Genomic DNA, 20,909 nt, shown 5'->3' with positions numbered 1-20,909 from the left:
TAGAGTCACTCGATATAAGTATGAAAGTGTTTGATTTATAAATTACATGAATTAATTATAAAGCCTATATGTATCGCCTTTTGTTCGTTTTCTACATACCTTTAAACAGGGCTTGCGAAGCGCGGCTGATCGGTAGCTTCTCGCCTGACACATACGCAGACATCTGGCCGGAGAGTCCTTTCTTCACCTTATCAATGGCGGAAACCTTCACCACCACAGAACGGTGAATCTGCCAAAACTCATCAGGATTGAGTTGGGCAATCAACTCTTTTAGCGACACTCGAAGAATAAACTCCTCTAATGCACCCTCTTGACCCTTCTTAAATATAGACACGTACTTGTCTTCGGCTTTGAAATACACCACATCATCGACGGCAATCAGGTGGATGTCTTCCCCGATATTGGCTTTGAGCCATGTGAGGTGTTTTTGCTGCGGTCGATAGGGAGGTTGCTGCGAGGTTGACTGGGATAGCTGTTGAAGCTGATTCATTAATGCCGCGATATCAGGCTGTACTGGCGCGCTACCTGATTGCATTTGGTTGCTCGACAAGCGTGTTTGAACCTTCTGACATGTGGCAAGTAAACGCTCTTCATTGATTGGTTTTAGCAAGTAATCCATCGCATTGTGCTCAAAGGCTTTAACCGCGTATTCGTCGTAAGCGGTAATGAAAACCACCAATGGCGGCGAAGCTAACTTGTTCAGTTTTTTCGCCAACGAGATACCATCGAGCTCTGGCATTCGAATATCAAGAAAGACCACATCAGGCTCAAGTTGCTGAATACCCTGCATTGCCTCTAGCCCGTTTTGTGCCTTAGCGACGATCTCTAGCTCAGGCCAAACCTCAGCCAAACTCTTGTCGAGATGGTGCCTTAACAGTGCTTCGTCGTCTGCGATAATCGCCGTGACACTTGGCTTTGATGCTGGGTTATTCATGATTATTCCTTTAAATTCACACTGTAAATCGTCTGTTTTTGTCTCTGTGCTTATTTCGTCACTGTACTTATTTACGTAACAGTGCCTAGAGTGTCAGCTCTGCGTTCTCGGATCTAGTTTCTCTGATGAGCGGTAATAAGATAGTTGATACCACGCCACCTGTAGCCTGCTCAGTAACCGTGAGGCTCGCCTTATCACCGTAAAGGGTTTCGATTCGCTGACGAATGTTACTTAACCCAACACCATGGCCACTATTCACCGAGGGCGTTTTCAGTCCAGCGCCATTATCAGACACTTCAATTTTTAGCTGCTGTGCTTGTTGGGCAATACGGATGTTCACTTGGCCACCTGCGGCTTTTGGCTCAATACCGTGTGTGAGCGCATTCTCCACCAAAGGTTGAATCAAAAATGGCGGAATCACTTGCTGATCGCTAATGTCGTGCGTTTCAATCGAGAAGGCTAAGCGCTCATCTAAGCGTATCTTTTGAATATTAAGATAAGCATCTAGCAAGTCGACCTCTTGTACGATGGTCGATTGCTCAGTGCGGCTGTTTTTAAGAGTCACACGTAACAAGTCAGTCAGCTTTTCGAGCATCAACTTGGCTTTCGCACTGTCGCTCTCAATCAACACATTGATGGTCGCCAGCGTATTAAATAGGAAATGCGGTTCGATTTGGCTTTGCAGTTGTTTAAGCTGACTGAGTACCACCACCTTATCTTGGTCGGCCTGACGGCGCTTGGCCACTTCTAATTCATTGTCGGCACGCAGCTGCTTCTCTCGTGAGTAGAAGTAGTAATAGCAAACCGAGCAGAAGATAACGCCCAACAGCACCACAGATTTAAGATCAGAGATATTGGATCCGAAATACCCGTTTAACCAATAGTGCGCATTCAAAGTACCGAAGGTCATCGCGACCACCATTGAGATGGCCACTTCAAGCCTTCTAGATGTTCTCTTAAACAACTTCACCAAAACGAAAGAGGAACCCACAGCGCTATAACCAAAGCCAAAACTGATTGCCAGGTTAACCGTTAATCCGCCGCCCCAAATCGTATGGGTTGTAATTGCAATAAGAACACAAAATAGCGTGGTGAACGCGAAGCTTTTGATCCATGAAAACCGACTGTTTGAAGAAGTGTTCATTAAAATCGTCCTTTGATATTTATAAGAATCATATGACTATCGGGTAAGTTGACGTAAGCAGAATCACTTTTACCGCCTAGAAAGCGTGCAGCAAGTTCCAATTCCAACGATGAGTCACCATTATCTAATACCTGATAGTTGAGCCACTGAGTCGCAATAAAACCACCGTCTTGTGGGGACAACATCACATCAAATGTCGGCGTGATATCTTCAAGCCAGCCATGTGTCGAATCCAAAGACCAGTGAAACATGATGTTGTGTTGAACCAAATTGGCGTGTTGATAACCTTGCGCATAAGAACCAGCCAGTGATGCAGTCATAGGATTAACCGACAAAGACTCGGCACTTTCTATGGCACTTTGCCATTCAGAATTGCTCCAAGCGCGGCTATCAAACCAGTATTCCAAGACCACATTGTGGCCAGTATCATTGGCCCATGTTAATCCGGCTAACGCTTGATAGGCCTCGCCCTGCTCTTCGAGATACACAGGTTTAAGCATGGAATCAGGCTGGCTGTAGCCAAGGCTTTGTCGCTGATAAATCATCGAACCATGAAACTCCCAAGCGAGGTTTAATACCGAAACCAAGCTCGCTCCAAGCAAGCCGTGGCGTACATCGTCGTAATAAGCGACCCACTGATACTCGTGATCACCTACAAGATTGTAACGACGTAATCCAAATCCTTGTTGCTGATTCTGCTTTTCGAATTCATTCACGTCTTGAGAAGTCCATGATGAATCGCTGTAAAGCAGTGTCCATTCGCCCGTCATATCGAACAGTGACGCCGACGCAACACCCGCGCCCTCTTCTGCGACAATACCCACAGGGTTCTGACGATACGGCTTGATGATGTCTAGCGGTCGATAACCATAACCCACGCCCCAGTCCAAACGAACCTTACCGAGCGTGACATCAAGATAGTGGTCACCGAACGCTGAATTCGACAGCTCAACACCACCTTGCCAGAACAACTCACGGACAATGAATTCAGACTCAAAGCTCGCGTCTTGTTCTTGAGGGCTGTTGCTCAAAATATCATTGGCTTTCACTGCAAACAGACCAAGCCAATTGTTATAACCAGCCTCAAGATCCAACAAACCATTGAGCGACTGACGATTATCAGACGCTAAAGGGCTGAATGGCGACTCTCTCGATTCAACGGCTTCTGCACTGAGTTGCCAATCCCACGCCAAACTCAGATCGTCCGCTTGAATCGTGTTACTCATACAAGAAAAAGCAAGCAAAGTAGCGATTGAAGGCTTTATGTGGAATCGGCAATTGAAAGCTTTCATGACAACCACCTAAAGCCCAGACACGCTATTACGCGACAAGTAAGCAGGGTTATAATACTTGTCTGCCAAGGCTTGCTCGCTCACCTCGCGGTACTCAATCACGGTTTTCTTACTTGGTTGAATCTTATCGAGCAAGGTCATCGACACTACTGTTGGTAAGCCATCTCGCACGCCTTCAGTAAACCACGCTTGCTTGGCTAGCTTTCCTGAACGCAAATACAAATCCGCTTTAACTGGAAATGCGCGATCTGCCGTTAACCACAGATCAATCGATTGATAGCTCGCGCCCTTGGTTTTCGCTAATAGCTTTAGGTGATGGGTATCAAGCTGTTCACCATTCGGAATCTCAACCTGTTGTTCGGCAACCCACTCGCCTTGATAATCCTCACTCCAAGTCAGCGTCGAGATATCGCCAACCGACGCTTCACCTAATAGTTTTTGCATTGGTGTGATACGAATTGGGCGACGAGACTTTGGCATCAACAACCAATAGTTGTCTTCAATCATCAGCATCTTTTGACCAGCCTCTACGGCTGACTTAAAGACCACCAACGACTCTCGGTTTGGCCTTGTGTAGACATTGTATTCTCGCGTTTTATCCAGTTGCTCGTCTTGATATAGCGCCACCAGAGAAACCACTTTAGAGGCTTGTGTGCTGTTCAACCGGTAACTATCCGCCTTGGCGATCATCTCAGTGACTTGTTGTGAATCGACGGCCCAGCTTGGTGTCGATGCTAGAACCAAAACCAATACAGAACCTAAAGCAGTGATAAGCGAACGAGTAAATTTATACATAAACCAGCGCCTCCGTGATTGGCTTATTCACGCCTTTACGAGCAGAGAAATAAGCAGCCAGCAAACATATCGTCAGCACACCTAACGTGGCGTAACCAACCAATTCTAATGAAAAGTAAATGTTGAGTGGGTAACCTTCGGTTCTGCCGGGGGGAGGTGGCATTTGCACATCAATCACCAGTAACAACACCGACACCAAGCCACTCACTAGCGCGCCAATCGCACTGCCAATCAGAGCCAGTAATCCCGCCTCTTTTAAGAACCCTGCGACAATTTCTGAGGGGTAGCTGCCAAGTGCCGACAAGGTGCCGATTTCACGAGTGCGCTCTGTGACTGACATAGTCATGGTGTTAAACAGCGACACGAACACCACTAATGCCATCACTGCACCCATGATGCCGAAGATCCGGTCGTAAAGATCTTTAACCTTGGTGTAAAAAAATGCACGATCTTGCCATGGGGTTATCTCGATCTCTGTACCTTGATCACTTTGGCTCGCGCTGTTTCGATCTAAAGCAGTTTGGATGCGCTGTTGAACGGTCGAGGTTTTGCTTGTTTCAAATAGGAACACCGACAAGGTGCTGACTTTATCTGAGGCCAAAAGCTCTTGAGCGGCAGTGATATGAACATACAGCTGACGCTTATCCAGCTCAGGAACCCCAGTCGAGTAGATGCCCTGCACCTTAAAATCAAAAGCATTCAAAGCGCCATCACTGGTAGTCGCGAGCAGCGTTACCCAATCACCAACCGCAACTTTGAGGTTACGAGCAAGGTCGGTTCCCAGCATCACTTGTGGTTCTTGGCTGTCGTATCTTGGTGATTTCACATCAGAGAGAGTCTGACCACTGCGCACATCAAGAAACGGTCCTTTCATATCGAACTCACGCTCATTCACGCCCGTTCCCATAAAAATGGTCGACTTACTGCCGTTAGACACCAAGCCGCTGAAGTAGACTCGCGGCTGCACACCACGCACATCACTGTCGCCAATGATGCTCTTGGTGAGCGCTTGAACATTATCTAAACCATTGCTCAGCGGCATGTCTTCATCTTGTTCAAAATAACCTGGCGTACTCAAAGTAAGGTGGCCAGTATCACGCGCAGTCGATTCACGCAGAGATTCATAAGTGTAAAGTCCGTAACCACCTGCACTGGTGAGTGCAAATACGGCTATCGCGATAATCAACACTGAAAGCAGACTACGGCGACCATTTCTTAATAGATTAAGCCACGCCAAACGCACCGAGGTTGGAAGTAAAAACGTGCTCATTCTTTGTGTTAGCTTGCCCATGAGTTCGCCTCCGTTGTTGCGGATTGTGGCGCCAGTTGACCGTCGATAAGTTCAATGACTCGGTCACAACGCTGCGCCATTCTTGGGTCGTGCGTTGCGACAATAAAGGTGGTTCCCATTTCATGGCCGAGCTCTTTCATAATGTCGATCACAAGGTTGGCAGTGTGGCTGTCTAGGCTTGCAGTCGGCTCATCGGCAATCACTAAGCTTGGGTTGTGAATCAACGCTCTGGCTATCGCGACACGTTGCTGCTGACCGCCTGAAAGGTTGTCTGGGCGGTGATGAACGTAATCTCCTAGCCCAACACGCTCTAACATCTCTTGCGCTCTGGCCTGTTGTTCTTGTTTCGAACATTGATTCAACATCAATGGATAAGCGACGTTCTCAAGCGCAGTCATTACAGGAACTAGATTGAAGCGCTGAAATACAAAACCCAACGACTGGCGACGAAAACGCGCAGCAGCGATTTGCTCTGTTGGATACGCTTTGCCATCAATATTGATTTGCCCTCGATAGTCCATATCCAACAAACCAAGAATATTCAAAAGTGTGCTTTTCCCTGAACCCGACGGCCCACATAACGCCACCATTTCACCACGTTGGATATGTCCATCGACCCCGTTTAATGCATCAACACGTTGACCGCCAGTCACATAAGCTTTGCCGATACCTTTAAATTCAATCATTCTTTTGTCCTCCGATTACCAATCCATTCTTAAGCGCTCGCTGCTGTTGTTGTTGAGCTTGAGTAAACCGTTATTTAGCTTTCGCTATTAGGGCCTTCGCTGTCATAGTTTCGATGCTGCCAGCATCGGCCGTTTCCATTTGTTCTAACCACGTTTGTGCTTGCTCGAAGTCTTCAGCACGAATCGATGCAGTAATGGCGTAACGGTAAATCCACGAGGTCGCAGCGAAATGCTGTTGCTGAAAAGCATCTTCAGCCAGAAGCGAAAGGAACAGGTCATAACCACGATCGAAATGGTTAAACATGTCGGGTAGAGAGGTGTAAGTCACCGCAGCCATAGCGCGAGTCAGGTAAGAATCTGGCAGCCCTTGAACGCGAGGTTGCTCATGAATTAGTTGGTCTTCGTCTTTCAGCAATACCAATGATTTATCGATGGTCGATAAACCCTTTTCTACATACTTCATCTTGTTCCAAGGCAAGAACGCATCACGCCCCATTAAGGTTTCTGTACTCCCTAGGTAAACCAAAGTCAGTGGTGTCGCGCCGTCTTGTTGCAGCGTGTCGTTAAGGCGTTCATAAGCCACCTCAACCAAGTCTTCATTACCTTGCGCGGCTTGGTTATAGATATCGAGCACGTCTGAACTTGGGTTAGCTAAAGCTAACGTAGGAGCGAAGGAAACAAGCCCAATCAAAAATGAACGCTTAAATAGAGAAGTAAGTGAGTAAGTCGTGTTTGCAGTAGTCATGATTTCCAATCCCTTTCAAATGTTGACGTTGAAAGGTTAACTAGAATTTGTCATGCAGTTTTATCAATGCGACGAATGGTCATTACGAGGAGTGAATGGTTTAGAGAGGGTGTGAGTGGGGAGTGGGGAGTGAAAATAAAAAAGCACCAGCAGGAAAGGACTAGATGAATTTAACAGAAAGCAATCTGACGTTTTTCATTGTCTATTTATATTGGGGGTTTTAACAACGTCTTTGAGTATCAATAATGACTTAGCTTGATATTGTTTTTACATCGTCGTCATTCCTTTGTCTTATTGTCATGCTAAAACATTTCCTTTCCCAATATCAGCAACGAGTTTCCATCAGGGAGTTTTGGATTAGTTAAATGTTAGACAAGAGAATGTCACCGATAACGTTACCACTGCTGAAAGCGTTTTATGAAGTCGGTAGGTACCGGAGTTTTAAGAAAGCTGCGGATAATTTGGGGCTTTCACAACCCACCATTATTAAGCAGGTTGGTGAGTTAGAGACGCTTTACAATGCCAAGCTATTTACACGCGGTCGAGGCAACAATCGGCTGACCGATTTAGGGTTGCAGCTAATGCCTTTGTGTCGCTCCGTTATCAACGGCGTACGCGAAATCGATGAGTTTATGCAATCTCACGGTAAATTGATTCATGGCACATTAACCATTTCTGCGGTGAGTCCTTACCACATCACTCAAGCACTCAAACACTTTGTCACCAAGTATCCAAAAATTAAAATCAAAGTTGTGTATGGCTCTAATGAGAAGGCCCTAAGTCTTCTACAAACTGGAGAAGTCGATGTCGGGTTATTCGTACATAAACAAGCTATTCCAGGTTTCCGAACGTTCTTATGTCAGGAAGATAAGCTCATTGCAATTTTGCCGAAGGACCATCCTTTGTCAGGGAAAGAGTCCTTAGAGTATTCAGATTTTAATAACCAGATTTTGTTACGTCGTGAACAGGGCTCGATGACTCGAGCTATCTTTGAACAAGCTCTTGATGAGCACAGTATACAACTTGCTGGTAACCTCGAAATTGGCAGCCGTGAAGCGATACGTGAAGGGGTCGCTCAGGGGTTAGGTGTCAGTGTTGTCACTGAGCACGAGCATATTGAAGACGCTCGAATTGTTGCAAAATCATTTAAGAACAGCCATTTAGGGATGAAGTATAGTTTTGCTGTGTCTAATGAACGTTTGGGGAGTCGCCTTGTTCAAGCCTTCTTAAAGTGTGCAGAACCGACTCTACACAACCCTCTTCATTTTTAAAACATTGATGGCCTCAACGACAGGTGTCATCGGTAGAGGCCAGCAAAGATGGATGAGGTAACAATACTTATATGTGGGCCTCGACTGGGCTGCCAATATCAAAATGCTCACTTTGGTGCATGTAGTCATGATAATGGATCAAAGTACGGTCATCTTCCATGAGCACAACACAGTATTGTGGCTCTTCAAAGCATCCTTGAATCATATTGTCTCTGTGTAGGTCGAGGCGCACCTGATGGTTCATACCACGCAGCGTTGAAAATGCGATGCCGCGCCATTGTCCGGCGATAGGACGATGGTAATGACCAAAAAACAGGTGTTTAACATTATTGTATTTGTCGAAGAGTTCTCCCAGTCGTTCACCATGTGATTTCTTTAGACTGATTACATCCATTGCAGGGATACCTGTGTCAAAGGGCGCGTGATGCATAAATATATATACGGGAGTGTTGTTCGCTTTCGCCAGTTGTTCTTCAAGCCAAGCAAAACGTGTTTCACAATAGTAGCCTGCGTGTGTGCCTTCAATAACAGTATCGAGAAGGATAAATAGCCCTTTTTCAGTGCTGATTACTTTTTGGGCAAAGCCATTTTCATCCAACTCAAAGTCGTGAAATAGCTCTGAAATCGTTGGTCTGTCGTCATGGTTTCCGATGACTAAATGATAGGGGATAGTTAACTTTTCTAGAATGGACTTGAGGTTTTGATAAGCCTCTGGATGACCTGCATGAGCCAAATCTCCGGTGATCATCAGCATTTCAGCGTCGCTGTGCTCTTGGTTGATACTCTTAATGGCCTTTTCTAAAGCGGGAATAGGGGATCGTTGATAGATTTCTTGACCAGTGTAACCCAGATGAGTGTCTGTTAAGTGAATGATTTTCATGATTAAGCCATTAATTCAGATATGTCGGATAGTTGGTGCACTATTGATGTTAATGCTGAAACGTTTTGTGCGACTGCCGTCGGTTTAGCCTGTTCTAAGTAACTCTGTGATTGCCACCCCCAAGTCACAGCAATGGATAGCGAACTGCTCTCGTGTGCGGCTTTGATATCACTAATGCAATCACCAATCATAATCGCAGGCGTTGAGTGGGTGCGTTTCAGTTCAAGGATTTTCTCACTCTTACTACCAGGTCTATCGCCCCCTAAAATATCTTCAAAATAGGAGTCTAAACCATGCCTCACTAATTGGAGACGCACTGCTTCGCTATTACTGGCACTGACGATGAATAGGCGGTGTGATTGAGATAGTTGTTGGACTACTGCGTCAATGCCGTAGAAGAACGTCGTCTTAGTACTGTTATTGGACACAAACTCACCCACGTCCCTAGCAAATTGTGGCTCATTTAGCCCGAGTTCAGAAGCAAGGGTTTCAAATGTCACTGGGTCTAAGTATCGGAACGGATTAGTTTCAATGAGTATGGGAGAGTGCTGCTTACCAACAGCATATTGGCACGCATTGCGGCACACTTCTAAGCTGTCGCAGATTACCCCATCAAAATCAAAAACAATCATATGTCTCTCTTAATTCAAAGGTCAGCCCCTAAATGCAATGAGGAACTGACCTATTGGTTTCTAGTTCAAAAGTTGATTTACTTTCTTGCTCATTTCTTCGAGTACAGCCTTAGGTTCATCACCCTGAGCTCGCGCACCAGATACTACTGTGTGAAGTTCGTCTGATATCACGTCGGTAATTTTTAAACCATTAGCACCAGGGAAAGAAACCCACGTGTCCATCAAAGGCAGCGACGATACTGCGGTACTATGATTTGGTCGCTCTTGATAAAAAGCGTCTAAAGATTGAGCTGCTATTTGGTTGGGCGGCATATAACCCGTAAAATGTGGGATCTGTTGATTTCCCTCTGGGCCAGTGATGTACTTGATGTATTTCCACGCGGCTTCTTGTTGTTTCTTATCTTTAGCAAGCATAACAACCGCATTACCACCAACTGGCAAAGTGCCACCATCACGTACTTCTGGGAATTGGACGGTCTTCAGTTCAAACTTATCGCCAATAGAGCGTTCGAACATAGCTAAGTTGGATGTCGACGTGACATAAATACCGATGTTACCCGCACCAAACGAACGTTCTGCGCTTCTGCGTTGGTAGTCTGGCATATCGGCTTTGGTGTGCATTTGAGCCAGTTGGCTGATCGCCCATTGCCCTTCCTCTCCGTCAAATGCGACTTTTCCGTCACGTAAAATATCGCCGCCCTGTGACATGACAAGAGATAACCACAGCCAGTTTCCTGTGATGTTCCAGTCGTAGTACATGCCTTTTGGGTTACCTTCGAGCTCGTTGATTTTGGCTGCGACAGAGTAAATATCTTTCCATGAATTTGGCAGTGAAGCGTCGCCCGTTGCCTGTTGTACTAAGTCCGCATTGAAGTAGACAATTGGCATCGATACGGCAAATGGTAAGCCGTAGGTTTGCCCATCAAATTTGCTTGGAGACATCATGGAGTCGTCGTAGCCATTTTGGGTTCTATCTTCATCAGTAATGAACTGATCAAGGGGAACCGCGATGTTACGTTCGTATAACGGCAACACGCGGTTGAGCCCTTGAAAACTAACGTCTGGCAACTGATTCGTGATCGCTTCACGCATGACTTTTTGCGTGGCATCTTCGTAGTTCTCATAGTTTGAGCGGAATTTAACCTTGATATCAGGATTCGCCTGCTCGAAGTCTTGTGCCAATTGCTTATGCAGACCATCAAACAGTTCGCCGTAGGGGTATTGCACAACAATGGTCGTGTCAGCCATTGCTGACGTTGATAAGGCCATTGCGGCAAATGCGATAAACTTACGTGTCATTTTATTCTCCGATACTTCAATTTTATTAGCCCTTTTCCTTCGGACTATTGGTCTAGTTGATTTGAGCATGCCCATGACCTGCGCCATTTTCGGAATGCTCAAAGGTATTTGGGTAAGGCGGATTTACTTCATTCCAGACATCGTAATTCCTTCAATAAAGCGTTTTTGTGCACATAAATAGGCGATGATCAGCGGTGCAACGATGATGGTTGCGGCTGCCATTAACGGCCCATAATTATCACCAGCTTCATCACTCTTAAAAGCGACGACCCCCAGTGGTGGAGTGTAAACATCCTGACTGTTGGCAATAATCAGAGGCCAGAAGTAATCGTTCCAGTGAGCGACGATTGAAAAGATGCCAAAAGCGATTAATGCAGGTATCGCGGTGGGTACCATGATTCGCCAAATGATCCCGAATTCACTGAATCCATCTAAACGAGCGGCTGAAATAAGGTCATCCGGAACCGAGTTAAAGAACTGACGCATTAAGAAGATGCCGAAGACTGAGATAGAAAACGGCGCGATTAAACCTTCATAACTGTTCAACCATCCGAATTTGTACATCAATAGGTACCATGGGATAGATACCGCTTGTGGTGGAATCATTAAGCAAGCAAGAATGGCGATAAACACCACTTGCTTACCTTTAAACTGCAGCTTTGACAGCGCGTATGAGGCAGGGACTGCAACAGCTATCTGACTTAAGAAAATGGCGACGGTGACAATCACGCCATTCAACATAAACTTAAGCAATGGGGTTTCTGACAGTGCTGTGCTGTAGTTTTCATAGCCCGCGAACCGTTCTGGCAGCCAACGTATTTCATTTAAGAAGATCTCACTCTCTGGCTTTATGGAAGTCAGAAACATCCAAATAAAGGGCAGCAGGAAAGCCAAAGCCAAAGCAATGAGTGTGATGTGGCGAAAGAGGCCAAATAAATCGATTCGTTTCATTAGTAGTGAACCTTCTTTTCCATAAAGCGCATTTTTACAACGGTAATCATCAGCACAATGAACAGAAAGATAACGGTGATAGCAGCCGCGTAACTGGTACGGAAAAATTGGAACCCTTCGACGTACATAAGGTGCAGTAATACTTCCGAATTTTTGCTTGGACCGCCTTGAGTGAGGACTTCGACGGTATCGAATACCTGAAAGGCTTTAATTGCAGAAATCACCAGAACGAAGAGTGTGACTGGGCCTAACATCGGCCATGTAATGAGTTTAAAGCGTGACCAACCGTTAGGAACACCATCCATTTCGGCCGCTTCATAGAGGTGCGGGGGGATGGCCATCAACCCTGACATGTACAGAACCATGTTGTAACCAAGCTGATGCCAGATACCGATAGCCGCGAGTACATAAATGACGGTGTCCTTGTCATTAAGCCAATTTTTGCCATCGATACCGAGTTGATCCAATATCATGTTGAGTAGACCGAAATCAGGCTGCAGGATGTATTCCCAAACAATCGACATTGCGATCAACGTTCCCATTACTGGTAGGAAAAATGCAGTTCGATACACACTTTTTCCACTAGGTCTTGCTTCGATTAGAATGGCGATAGCAAGGCCACCGATGACCGAAAATGGCAAAACGATAGCGACATAAAGTAGGGTGTTTTTAAGTGCTTTCCAAAATGTGTCGTCATTGATTAGTTGGACATAGTTATCAATGCCAACCCAAGAGAAGCTAGTCATTCCCAGTTGCCAATCGGTAAATGACAAAGTAATGACCGCAATGATGGGACCGATTAAGAACAACATCATGAGCAGCACTGCGGGCAGTGTCAGAAGCCAAGCACTGCGCTGCTCGCGCTTCTGTCCTAGAGTCAGCTTATTTACCTTTTGGGATGGCAGCGGTATGGCCAATTCTTGAGACATGTTATGCCGCCTCCATCATAATATTGATTTGCTGGATACGGCTGCCATCTCGATTGAAGTACATGAGGTTTTCGATATTCATCTCGAGAAAAATGGTATCGCCTTGTGCTAAGTAGGCAGCTTCTTTGGTTGAAACTTTGATGGCGATTTTGCCTTTTGCCCAGTTGGCTTCAGCAAAAATGATCTTCTCGCCCCCCATGTTTTCAATATGGGTGATAGAGGCCTGCATCTTGCCGTTAGGCACAATTTTCATGTCTTCAGAGCGCACCGCAATGGTAATGGGAGCATCACACTTGGTGGCGTTGAGTTTGACGTTATCCAGTGCTTGGCCGTCAAAGATGATTGAGCCATGATCATCCACCAGAGCTGGAATCGTATTGATCTTAGGGCTACCAATAAACTCGGCAACCTTGAGATGATTCGGGTTGTTATACATATTGGTTGGCGTATCGACCTGAATCAGTTCGCCTTCTACGAGAAGTGCGATGCGATCGGACATGGTCATTGCTTCTACTTGGTCGTGAGTGACGTACACAAAGGTTGTACCGATGTCTCTGTGAATTTGAGTTAACTCACCACGCATGTGAACACGCAGCTTTGCATCTAGGTTGGACAGAGGTTCATCCATCAAAAACGCTGAAGGCTTTCTGACCATGGCACGGCCCAATGCAACGCGCTGACACTGTCCACCGGAAAGTTCACTGGGTTTTCGGTCAAGTAGGTGCTCAATGTGCAGTTGTTCTGCAACGTCCTGAACGCGCTTATCTATCGATTGAGCGGAAGCTTTGCTCTCGTTACTCAATTTGTCGACAAACGGGAGCCGTTGCCAAAGTGGCATGCGCATTCTCAGTGGAACTTGCATGTTCTCACACACGGTTAAATGTGGGTAGAGCGCATAAGATTGGAAAACCATAGCAAGGTCGCGATCTTTAGGGCGCTTGTCCGAAATGTCGGTACCGCCGATGCGAATGTGGCCTTCAGATTGCTCTTCGAGACCTGAGATTATTCGTAAAAGCGTCGATTTCCCACTGCCTGAAGCCCCGACTAATGTTAAAAACTCACCATCCTTTATATCAAGATTGATTCCTTTTAGGATTTCCGTTTGACCAAATGATTTTTTAATATTTGAAAGATGTATATCTGCCATGGTGTCCAATCTTCGAGTTGTTAGTCTTAAGGGCGTTCGCCAGCAGCGATGCGGCGGTTTATATCGGTGATAACAGCAGGTAGGTCTGCGATCGTATCGATGACGTAGTGCGCGTTAGCATCTAGCATTTTTTTACTCGCCAGTTCGCGCGCATTGGCTTTCTGTTCGTCGGTTGCTTCTAAGAATTCGTTGAGCGTGAATCCTGCTTCGTTACCAGAGAGGGAAAGTCCGACGGTCCACATTCCAGCATTCAGCCCTTCATCTATGCCTGGCACTGAGTCATCGACTTTGATGCATCGAGCAACGCTATTCACACCGAGTTCAATGACGTTTTGGAGTGCCATCCAAGGGCCTGGTCGGCTGCCGGCACGAAGATCATCACTCGCCACGACACAATCGGGGCTATAACCATTTGCTGCTGCAGCTGGGATAAGTGCTTCCATCACTGGACGAGGGTAGCCAGAACACGATCCGACTTTGATGTTGTGCTGGGCAAGAAACGCTAATGTTTCAGTAGCACCGGGGATCAGGCTTGAATGTTCAGGTTGCTGAACTTTCTTTATTTGCAATGGCATGAAAGCATTGTAAATGGCGGTGACTTGCTCGTCTGTCATAGGTGCACCGAAACGTTTAATCCAACGTGCCGAGATTGCTTCATCGTTGCCCAACGTACGAATGTGATCCCATTTCCCCATTCCCATTGGGCCACGAGCTTCGCCTAGAGTGATTTCGAAATTGAAGGCTTTTTTAAATGCTTCAACAAAAATTGTGGTGGGAGCAAAAGAACCAAAATCAACCGTGGTTCCTGCCCAATCAAATATAACTGCTTCTACTGTTTTCATTTCATAAATCCAAGTTAATTAAAATTCGCAATAAGTTGATTAATATTTCCTGAGAAATTTCTACCCCTTTGGCCTTGTGACGCTTGCTCTACTAAACTATTCCATTGTTCTTTTGAGTATCCGTAACTGATTGGGTCTGTTTTAATATTGAGCTCGTTAAGAAATCGCTCCATTTTGTTGGCTGCTTGCCCAATGCTTGAGTCAAAAATATCTTCCAAATAGTTGATGAGCTCTTGGTCGTTGGTATCAATAGAACGAATGATTGCGGGTAGCGTAAAGCTGCATGCAATGCCATGTGCTGTGCCTTTTTCTAGTGTGATCGCATAGGACATGTTGTGGGCAATAGAGGTTTTTGTATTCGAGAAAGCGAGGCCAGCCATCAAAGCTGCTTCTTGCATTTTGGTTCTAAGTGTTAAGTTTGTAGGTTGTTTTACCAGTTCCGGCAATATAGTGATGATCGCTTTTGATGCTGTAACAGCAAAAACCGCACTGATCGGATTACGATTTTTATTCCATAAGCTTTCAAGTGCGTGAGATAGTGCATCAAGCCCAGTGCTCACAGTGATAGATACTGGAAGCTTCGCTGTAAACGGTGCATGTACAATGGTGGCTGTAGGGTATAGCCGTGGGTCGGCGAGAGAGTATTTTTTGTCATTTTCTGGGTCCCAAACGGTTCCCCAATGCGTCACTTCACTGCCTGTGCCTGCCGTTGTCGGTATGGCAATGATTTCTTGATAGGTTAATGAGTCCGTATCTACTTTACCTTTCAGGTAATCAGCGATATTGGTGAAGTCACCACTGCTGGCGGCCAATACCTTTGCGGTGTCCATGACTGAACCGCCACCAAGAGCGACAAAAACGTCGGTACTCTCTTTTTGTTTAGCTAATTGTTCACAAAGCAGACTTAAATTATCAAAGTGAGGGTTTTCAACTACACCATCAATAATATGGTTAGGCTGGTGACCAATAGCTTGAATGACTTCTTCTGTATATGTTTTAAATACATCATTGTCATAGGTGACTATTGAATAATTACGCCCATTTATTCTGGAATGTAATTCGCTTAATGCATTATCGCCGCTGATAATTTCAACTGGATTTTGAAAGTGCCACATGATTTTTATTTCTACTTCATCGCTGTATTTGATGACAATGGATATTGAAGTAGAAATATTAAAATTACGTGTAGTTAAACTAGATATAATCTAACTTAACTTAATTCCTCTTTAATTTTCTGTCATATAAATGAAGTGAGAATGAAACGAAATTGCAGTGTTTTACCGCATGTAACGTCGCTGCCACAATCTATGTATTTATTCAGTCACTTTTCTTTCAGCTTGTACGTCAACCTCATCAACATTTTCATAGAATCAAATATCACGAGTATCGACTTTCCGATGCTTCAAACTTTACAGCTATCTACACACCAAGACCTCAGCCTCAACGCAACTACGATTTGAGTCAACACATTCATAGATTTTGTCGATTAGGACTAAGTAAAACAGGTAACCCGTATCAGTTTTGTAGTGCAATTAATCGATTGAGCTTCGGTGTAGTCTGCGATCTTGACTCTATGATAAGCCCCCATGAATGAAGGTAATGTCTGTCACTAAATTAGACATTAACAACACTTCTGATAATCCGTAACTGGCTAATTTCGCAAATACGGTAACTCAAAAATAATCACTTGTGAGTTTAAAACTAACGCTTTCTCTATCGTTGATTTATAAAAAATAGCCACTAATCAGCGGCTATTTTTAATGTTCTAAATGAGACTTCGACTACTTTATTCATCAGAACCAACAACTTAAATCAACCTGCTTTCTTAATCATCGTCGCTGGGTTGTAGCCTTTCTCGCCTTTGCTCACTGGTTCGCTAGGATTGTAGTGGCGCATAAGAACATTAAATTTACCCGTGTTATTACCGTCCATAGTTGGAATGTTGTTTGGCTGACCTTCACATCCGAAACGGAGAGTGTAAGTTCCATCGCTGTTGATCACGGGGGCCATTTCACTCGAAATATTGGCCTTGTCGTTGAACATGCGTCCATCAGCGTTATATACGGTCGCCGACCAGAATGATCCTGCCTTAGGATCTTTGAAAGTCGTCTCGTAACATGCATTCGCATCGAAGTACTGACTGGTTTGATAGATGTTGTCTTCAACCATTGCACCACCCCAACCGCCAGCTGCGCCAACGTAATTCATGTAATCAGTTTGGCCGCTTTCTTTGTTACCAAACGCCTTTGATTGGTCATATCCGTCACTGAAATCGATGTTGCCAGCTTTATCCGTGGCACTGAACGACGCCATATCCCACTCTTTTACTTCAAACGGTTTCTCACTGCCTGTTTCAATTTTCAGGTTACGGCGTGCATCATCTTCAAGAGCACGGACAATGACAAATGCGTGGTCGGTTTTTGCACTGATTTTATGACGACCTGAACCGTAGATCATTGGTTGCGTCTCGTGGTTTTCGTCCACGACTTGCAATGACACATATTGGTCAGTTTCTGGAACCGTCACGTAGACATCATCGTTCGACATATCGATGACAGAAACGGAATAAAAAGTGTCTCGATTCATTCGTACAACGAACTGCTCTTCTGGAACGCTGCTCGGTACTGGCATCTCAAAGAATGTATTGATACCACCAGCTTTCTCTACTACCGCACCGAGACGCATATTGGTGTATGCCTGAGCAAAATTATCTTCCGTGACGATAGTTGGCGCGGCAATAACGCTGGTTGAGAATAAAGCGACAGCAGTAAGGGGAAATAGTGTTTTCATAGTAGCGACCTTTATATTTCAAAGTGAATGTCATTTGGAAGAGTATTATTTGCTCTGCCGATAGTGATCACTTTATACTTCCAAAATGGAAAGCGTGGAAAATAGGACTTGCCAGGATGGAAAGTATAGACTTGAACTTGCTGCGTACCTTTGTATTACTGTGTCAGTCGAATAGCCTAAAAAGGGCTGGGATGAAACTGGGGATCTCAGAGAGCGCCGTCAGCAAGCAAATGACCAAGCTAAGAGAACAATTAGGGCACCCACTTTTCGAACGCACTACGGAAGGGTTAAGACCAACACATTACAGCAAATCTATTTTGCCCAAGATTGAGCAAGCCTTGTCCTTGATGCACTCCGCCACCTCACCAATATCATTCAATCCATCTACCTATGAAGGGCCAATCAACCTTGCTTTCTTCGCCTCCACACTAGAGTTCTCAGGCGTTAGTTTGTTTAGGGAGCTCTCGAAAACGTTTCCCAAAGCGCAAATAGAGTTGAAGACTTGGGCATCAGATACAGAGCAAAAATTAGAACAGGGTGACATTACCCTAGGTGTGCACTTTCTAAATGAAGACCGTAGTACGAATATCTTCCAGAAACGCATCATGGCCGATCAACTGGTGATCGCTGTATCAAAATCATTGGGGCAATTAACATGGGAAGAGGCGTTGCAATTACCTTTTATCAAGATCCGAAGCCAAGGCTGGAATGAAGACCGTTACCGATATTTAGAAATGTTGAAAAGTAGTGGGATTGAGCCGCACATCAGTATCACGGTAGACAATTTTTCAGTGGCGAGGCAAATCCTAGAGCAGGGGGAACACGCCTGCGTATTAAGCGATAGTTGGAAGGACGCTTCGCTTAACACCATAGAGCCACCCAAAGAGCTTAGGATTGATTTAAACCTTGTATCCTGCATGCGTCTTGTCGATCGCCAAAGCCCCCTAAACCTTGCCGTTCATGACGTAATAAAAAGGGTTATGCTTCAATCTAGATAATTAAATCCTCACTGTGTTTCAACTGCTATTAACTAGGTGACTAATTTTAAGGGTCACACTACGTATAGAAGTTTTTACTCTTTTCTATGAACCATTGAATTGCTTTACCTTGCTTTTGGCTAGTGGCACGATCAACTTGCAACAACCAATCTTTTTCTTCACCTACAATTTCTAGTTTTCTTAAGTCACTGTGAAGTCTTATTACGTGATCTGGCAAAAAGCTCCAGTTATGATTGAACCGTATTAGCTCAACGACTCCCTCTAAATTATTCACGATAGAGTCAGACCGTGACAGTGGGGTGTTGTAGTGTAAATGGGAATCTTTCAATAACACTTGGTGGTAATTTTTTACGTTTTCGGATGTAACGCTTGAGCTCGATAGTAAGGGATGTGAGTGGTGAACGGCTATAGAGAATGGAATATAACCAATCGAACCAAGTTCTACATTTGTCGGATGCTCTTGTCCCCACAGCATAAAGCCAATATCTGCTTCGTTTTTTGCAACCATATCAGCGACAAAATGGTTTTCGACGACGTTTAAATTGAGCTGTGTGAAAGGGAAAAGCGTGTAGAACTCTTTTACCGCGTCGTAAAATTCAGGTGTAAGCAACAACGCATTGATAGCGATTGTTAGCTTATCTTCAATACCTGAGCTAAATGCCTGCATCATATTTTCTATTCGGTATGCATTATTCAGTAAACTCACCGAGTGAGAATAAAGGCGCTTGCCCTGTGCAGTTAATCGTGGTGTGCGGGAAGAACGATCAAAGATAATTGTGTCAGTATCAATTTCTAAGTTAGCAATTGCGGTACTGATTGCTGATTGTGCTTTTCCTAACTTTCTTGCAGCAGCAGAGAAAGAACCACATTCTACACATGTAACCAACGTTTCTAGTTGCTGAAGTGTAAACATTACAACCCATCTATATTTCAGATAATAACTAACTACATTGTATCAATTTTATAGATAACAATATCACCTCACAAGATTAGTTAATGGTGTAAACATGAATAGTGCACAACAAAAAGAACAAACGACAACTCAAAAAGAATTAGATGAATTGAGAGCGCGTTTAAATAAACACTCGGAGGCGATGCAAAAAGCATCTAAAAAGGCAGACTCTACGGATGTCATGGCAGGAGTTATTAAGACTATTGGGACTTTTGAGAAAAACTAATACTAAAAACGTATTTGTGAGGATCGGATAATCAACGGCTCAAAAAACGACATACAAGTATTTAAGGTTCTAAGATACTTCTTTTTCCAATAGAGAGTTTCAGAAGCAACGCTTTCACTGCATTCCTAAGTTCACACAAACTAAAATAGCCGCTAATCAGCGGCTATTTTAGTTATCTAAGCAAAGCTTTTACTACTTCTTCGCTGCGACTGTTTCTTCTACTTCTTCGTCTCTTCAACCACGGCTTTCATCAATACTGATGTATCCATGCGGCCTTGTCCTTCGGCAGACAGTGCCTTGTATGCGTTGTTGGTTTTTTCAGTCAATGGAAGTTGGATACCTTGACGCTCTGCTTCATCTAAGCAGAATCCTAAGTCTTTGATCATCCAATCAATTGCGAAGCCGAAATCGAACTTGTCTTGCGCCATTGTGGTGGCGCGGTTTTCCATCTGCCATGAACCTGCTGCGCCGTTTTTAAGGCAATCAACCAGAGTTGGGATGTCCAAACCTGATTTTTCAGCAAGTACCAAGCCTTCAGATAAGCCGTTCAATACACCTGCGATGCAGATCTGATTGACCATTTTCGCGCGTTGGCCTTGACCTACTTTACCCATCAGAACCGACGACTTACCGTAAGCGTCGAACACAGGTTGAAGGTCATTGAAAAGCGCTTGTTCGCCGCCACACATGATGGTTAACACGCCGTTTTCTGCGCCCGCTTGGCCACCAGACACTGGTGCATCCATGAAGCGAACACCTGCTTGCTTCGCAGCGACTTCAAGTTCTTCAGACAGGATTGCTGACGTTGTCGTGTGGTCAACAAGAATCGCGTTTGGCTTCATTGCCGCCAATGCGCCTGTTTCGCTGGTCGTCATGCTGCGTACGTCGTCATCGTTGCCAACACAGACAAGTACAACATCCGCATCTGCTACACATTCAGCTACGCTTTCTGCGGCTTTACCTTGGTGTTTATCAGCCCAGTCTAGCGCTTTACTGTGAGTGCGGTTAAATACCGTTACTTCAAAACCGGCTTTGACTAGGTGGCCTGCCATTGGAAAACCCATAACGCCTAGTCCGATAAAACTTACTTTCATTCCTTTCTCCT

At 44.9% G+C, this 20,909-nt stretch carries 21 protein-coding genes; 3 read left to right on the top strand and 18 right to left on the bottom strand.

Going from position 1 to position 20,909, the window contains the following annotated elements; all coding sequences use genetic code 11:
- Positions 1–91: 91 nt before the first annotated feature.
- The 7 genes from ITG09_22220 to ITG09_22190 form a co-directional block, all read right to left on the bottom strand.
- Complete coding sequence (locus ITG09_22220) at positions 92–934, bottom strand: response regulator transcription factor (GenBank protein UPR54098.1); 843 nt, start codon at positions 932–934, stop codon at positions 92–94.
- Positions 935–1,019: 85 nt separating this feature from the next.
- Positions 1,020–2,078 (bottom strand): histidine kinase, encoded by a 1,059-nt coding sequence (locus tag ITG09_22215; GenBank protein UPR54097.1) that lies wholly within the window; start codon positions 2,076–2,078, stop codon positions 1,020–1,022.
- Positions 2,078–3,370 carry a hypothetical protein gene (locus ITG09_22210; GenBank protein UPR54096.1) on the bottom strand — a complete coding sequence of 431 codons (1,293 nt, stop codon included), beginning with the start codon at positions 3,368–3,370 and terminating at the stop codon, positions 2,078–2,080. The genes ITG09_22215 and ITG09_22210 overlap by 1 nt, the downstream gene beginning before the upstream one ends.
- 9 nt (positions 3,371–3,379) lie before the next feature.
- On the bottom strand, positions 3,380–4,165 hold the full coding sequence (locus ITG09_22205) for an outer membrane lipoprotein-sorting protein (GenBank protein UPR54095.1): 786 nt from the start codon (positions 4,163–4,165) through the stop codon (positions 3,380–3,382).
- Positions 4,158–5,456 carry an ABC transporter permease gene (locus tag ITG09_22200; protein ID UPR54094.1) on the bottom strand — a complete coding sequence of 433 codons (1,299 nt, stop codon included), beginning with the start codon at positions 5,454–5,456 and terminating at the stop codon, positions 4,158–4,160. Before ITG09_22200 ends, ITG09_22205 begins: the two co-directional genes overlap by 8 nt.
- Complete coding sequence (locus ITG09_22195) at positions 5,444–6,142, bottom strand: ABC transporter ATP-binding protein (protein UPR54093.1); 699 nt, start codon at positions 6,140–6,142, stop codon at positions 5,444–5,446. The genes ITG09_22200 and ITG09_22195 overlap by 13 nt, the downstream gene beginning before the upstream one ends.
- Before the next feature lie 70 nt (positions 6,143–6,212).
- The gene (locus ITG09_22190) at positions 6,213–6,887 is read right to left on the bottom strand and encodes a hypothetical protein (protein UPR54092.1); all 675 of its coding nucleotides are present in this window, start codon (positions 6,885–6,887) and stop codon (positions 6,213–6,215) included.
- A 365-nt stretch (positions 6,888–7,252) separates the two neighbouring features.
- On the opposite strand from ITG09_22190, the gene ITG09_22185 reads away from it, so the two are divergent.
- Positions 7,253–8,158, top strand: coding sequence for a LysR family transcriptional regulator (locus ITG09_22185; protein UPR54091.1), 906 nt, complete (start codon positions 7,253–7,255; stop codon positions 8,156–8,158).
- A 67-nt stretch (positions 8,159–8,225) separates the two neighbouring features.
- Here ITG09_22185 and ITG09_22180 read toward each other — a convergent pair whose 3' ends face one another.
- The 9 genes from ITG09_22180 to ITG09_22140 form a co-directional block, all read right to left on the bottom strand.
- Complete coding sequence (locus tag ITG09_22180; protein UPR54090.1) at positions 8,226–9,038, bottom strand: phosphodiesterase; 813 nt, start codon at positions 9,036–9,038, stop codon at positions 8,226–8,228.
- A 2-nt stretch (positions 9,039–9,040) separates the two neighbouring features.
- Entirely contained in the window at positions 9,041–9,670 is a 630-nt protein-coding gene (locus ITG09_22175; protein UPR54089.1) for an HAD family hydrolase, read from the bottom strand.
- 60 nt (positions 9,671–9,730) lie between these two features.
- Positions 9,731–10,969, bottom strand: coding sequence for an ABC transporter substrate-binding protein (locus ITG09_22170; protein ID UPR54088.1), 1,239 nt, complete (start codon positions 10,967–10,969; stop codon positions 9,731–9,733).
- Between the two features lie 123 nt (positions 10,970–11,092).
- Complete coding sequence (locus ITG09_22165) at positions 11,093–11,920, bottom strand: carbohydrate ABC transporter permease (protein UPR54087.1); 828 nt, start codon at positions 11,918–11,920, stop codon at positions 11,093–11,095.
- Positions 11,920–12,849 (bottom strand): sugar ABC transporter permease, encoded by a 930-nt coding sequence (locus tag ITG09_22160; protein ID UPR54086.1) that lies wholly within the window; start codon positions 12,847–12,849, stop codon positions 11,920–11,922. Before ITG09_22160 ends, ITG09_22165 begins: the two co-directional genes overlap by 1 nt.
- A 1-nt stretch (position 12,850) precedes the next feature.
- Entirely contained in the window at positions 12,851–13,996 is a 1,146-nt protein-coding gene (locus ITG09_22155) for an ABC transporter ATP-binding protein (GenBank protein ID UPR54085.1), read from the bottom strand.
- A gap of 26 nt (positions 13,997–14,022) precedes the next feature.
- On the bottom strand, positions 14,023–14,838 hold the full coding sequence (locus ITG09_22150; protein UPR54084.1) for a phosphonoacetaldehyde hydrolase: 816 nt from the start codon (positions 14,836–14,838) through the stop codon (positions 14,023–14,025).
- Between the two features lie 14 nt (positions 14,839–14,852).
- Complete coding sequence (locus ITG09_22145; protein UPR54083.1) at positions 14,853–15,953, bottom strand: phosphonoacetaldehyde reductase; 1,101 nt, start codon at positions 15,951–15,953, stop codon at positions 14,853–14,855.
- Positions 15,954–16,650: 697 nt separating this feature from the next.
- On the bottom strand, positions 16,651–17,628 hold the full coding sequence (locus ITG09_22140) for a DUF1254 domain-containing protein (GenBank protein ID UPR54082.1): 978 nt from the start codon (positions 17,626–17,628) through the stop codon (positions 16,651–16,653).
- A 116-nt stretch (positions 17,629–17,744) separates the two neighbouring features.
- Here ITG09_22140 and ITG09_22135 point away from each other — a divergent pair, with 116 nt between their 5' ends.
- Complete coding sequence (locus tag ITG09_22135; GenBank protein UPR54081.1) at positions 17,745–18,626, top strand: LysR family transcriptional regulator; 882 nt, start codon at positions 17,745–17,747, stop codon at positions 18,624–18,626.
- A gap of 58 nt (positions 18,627–18,684) precedes the next feature.
- Here ITG09_22135 and ITG09_22130 read toward each other — a convergent pair whose 3' ends face one another.
- Complete coding sequence (locus tag ITG09_22130) at positions 18,685–19,539, bottom strand: LysR family transcriptional regulator (protein ID UPR54080.1); 855 nt, start codon at positions 19,537–19,539, stop codon at positions 18,685–18,687.
- A gap of 94 nt (positions 19,540–19,633) precedes the next feature.
- Here ITG09_22130 and ITG09_22125 point away from each other — a divergent pair, with 94 nt between their 5' ends.
- Positions 19,634–19,804 (top strand): hypothetical protein, encoded by a 171-nt coding sequence (locus ITG09_22125; protein UPR54079.1) that lies wholly within the window; start codon positions 19,634–19,636, stop codon positions 19,802–19,804.
- A gap of 218 nt (positions 19,805–20,022) precedes the next feature.
- Here ITG09_22125 and ITG09_22120 read toward each other — a convergent pair whose 3' ends face one another.
- Positions 20,023–20,898 carry an NAD(P)-dependent oxidoreductase gene (locus tag ITG09_22120; GenBank protein UPR54078.1) on the bottom strand — a complete coding sequence of 292 codons (876 nt, stop codon included), beginning with the start codon at positions 20,896–20,898 and terminating at the stop codon, positions 20,023–20,025.
- Positions 20,899–20,909 lie beyond the last annotated feature (11 nt).

This window comes from Vibrio cyclitrophicus (assembly GCA_023206055.1).
Lineage (GTDB): Bacteria > Pseudomonadota > Gammaproteobacteria > Enterobacterales > Vibrionaceae > Vibrio > Vibrio cyclitrophicus_A.
This window is presented reverse-complemented; position numbering and strand designations above follow the sequence as displayed.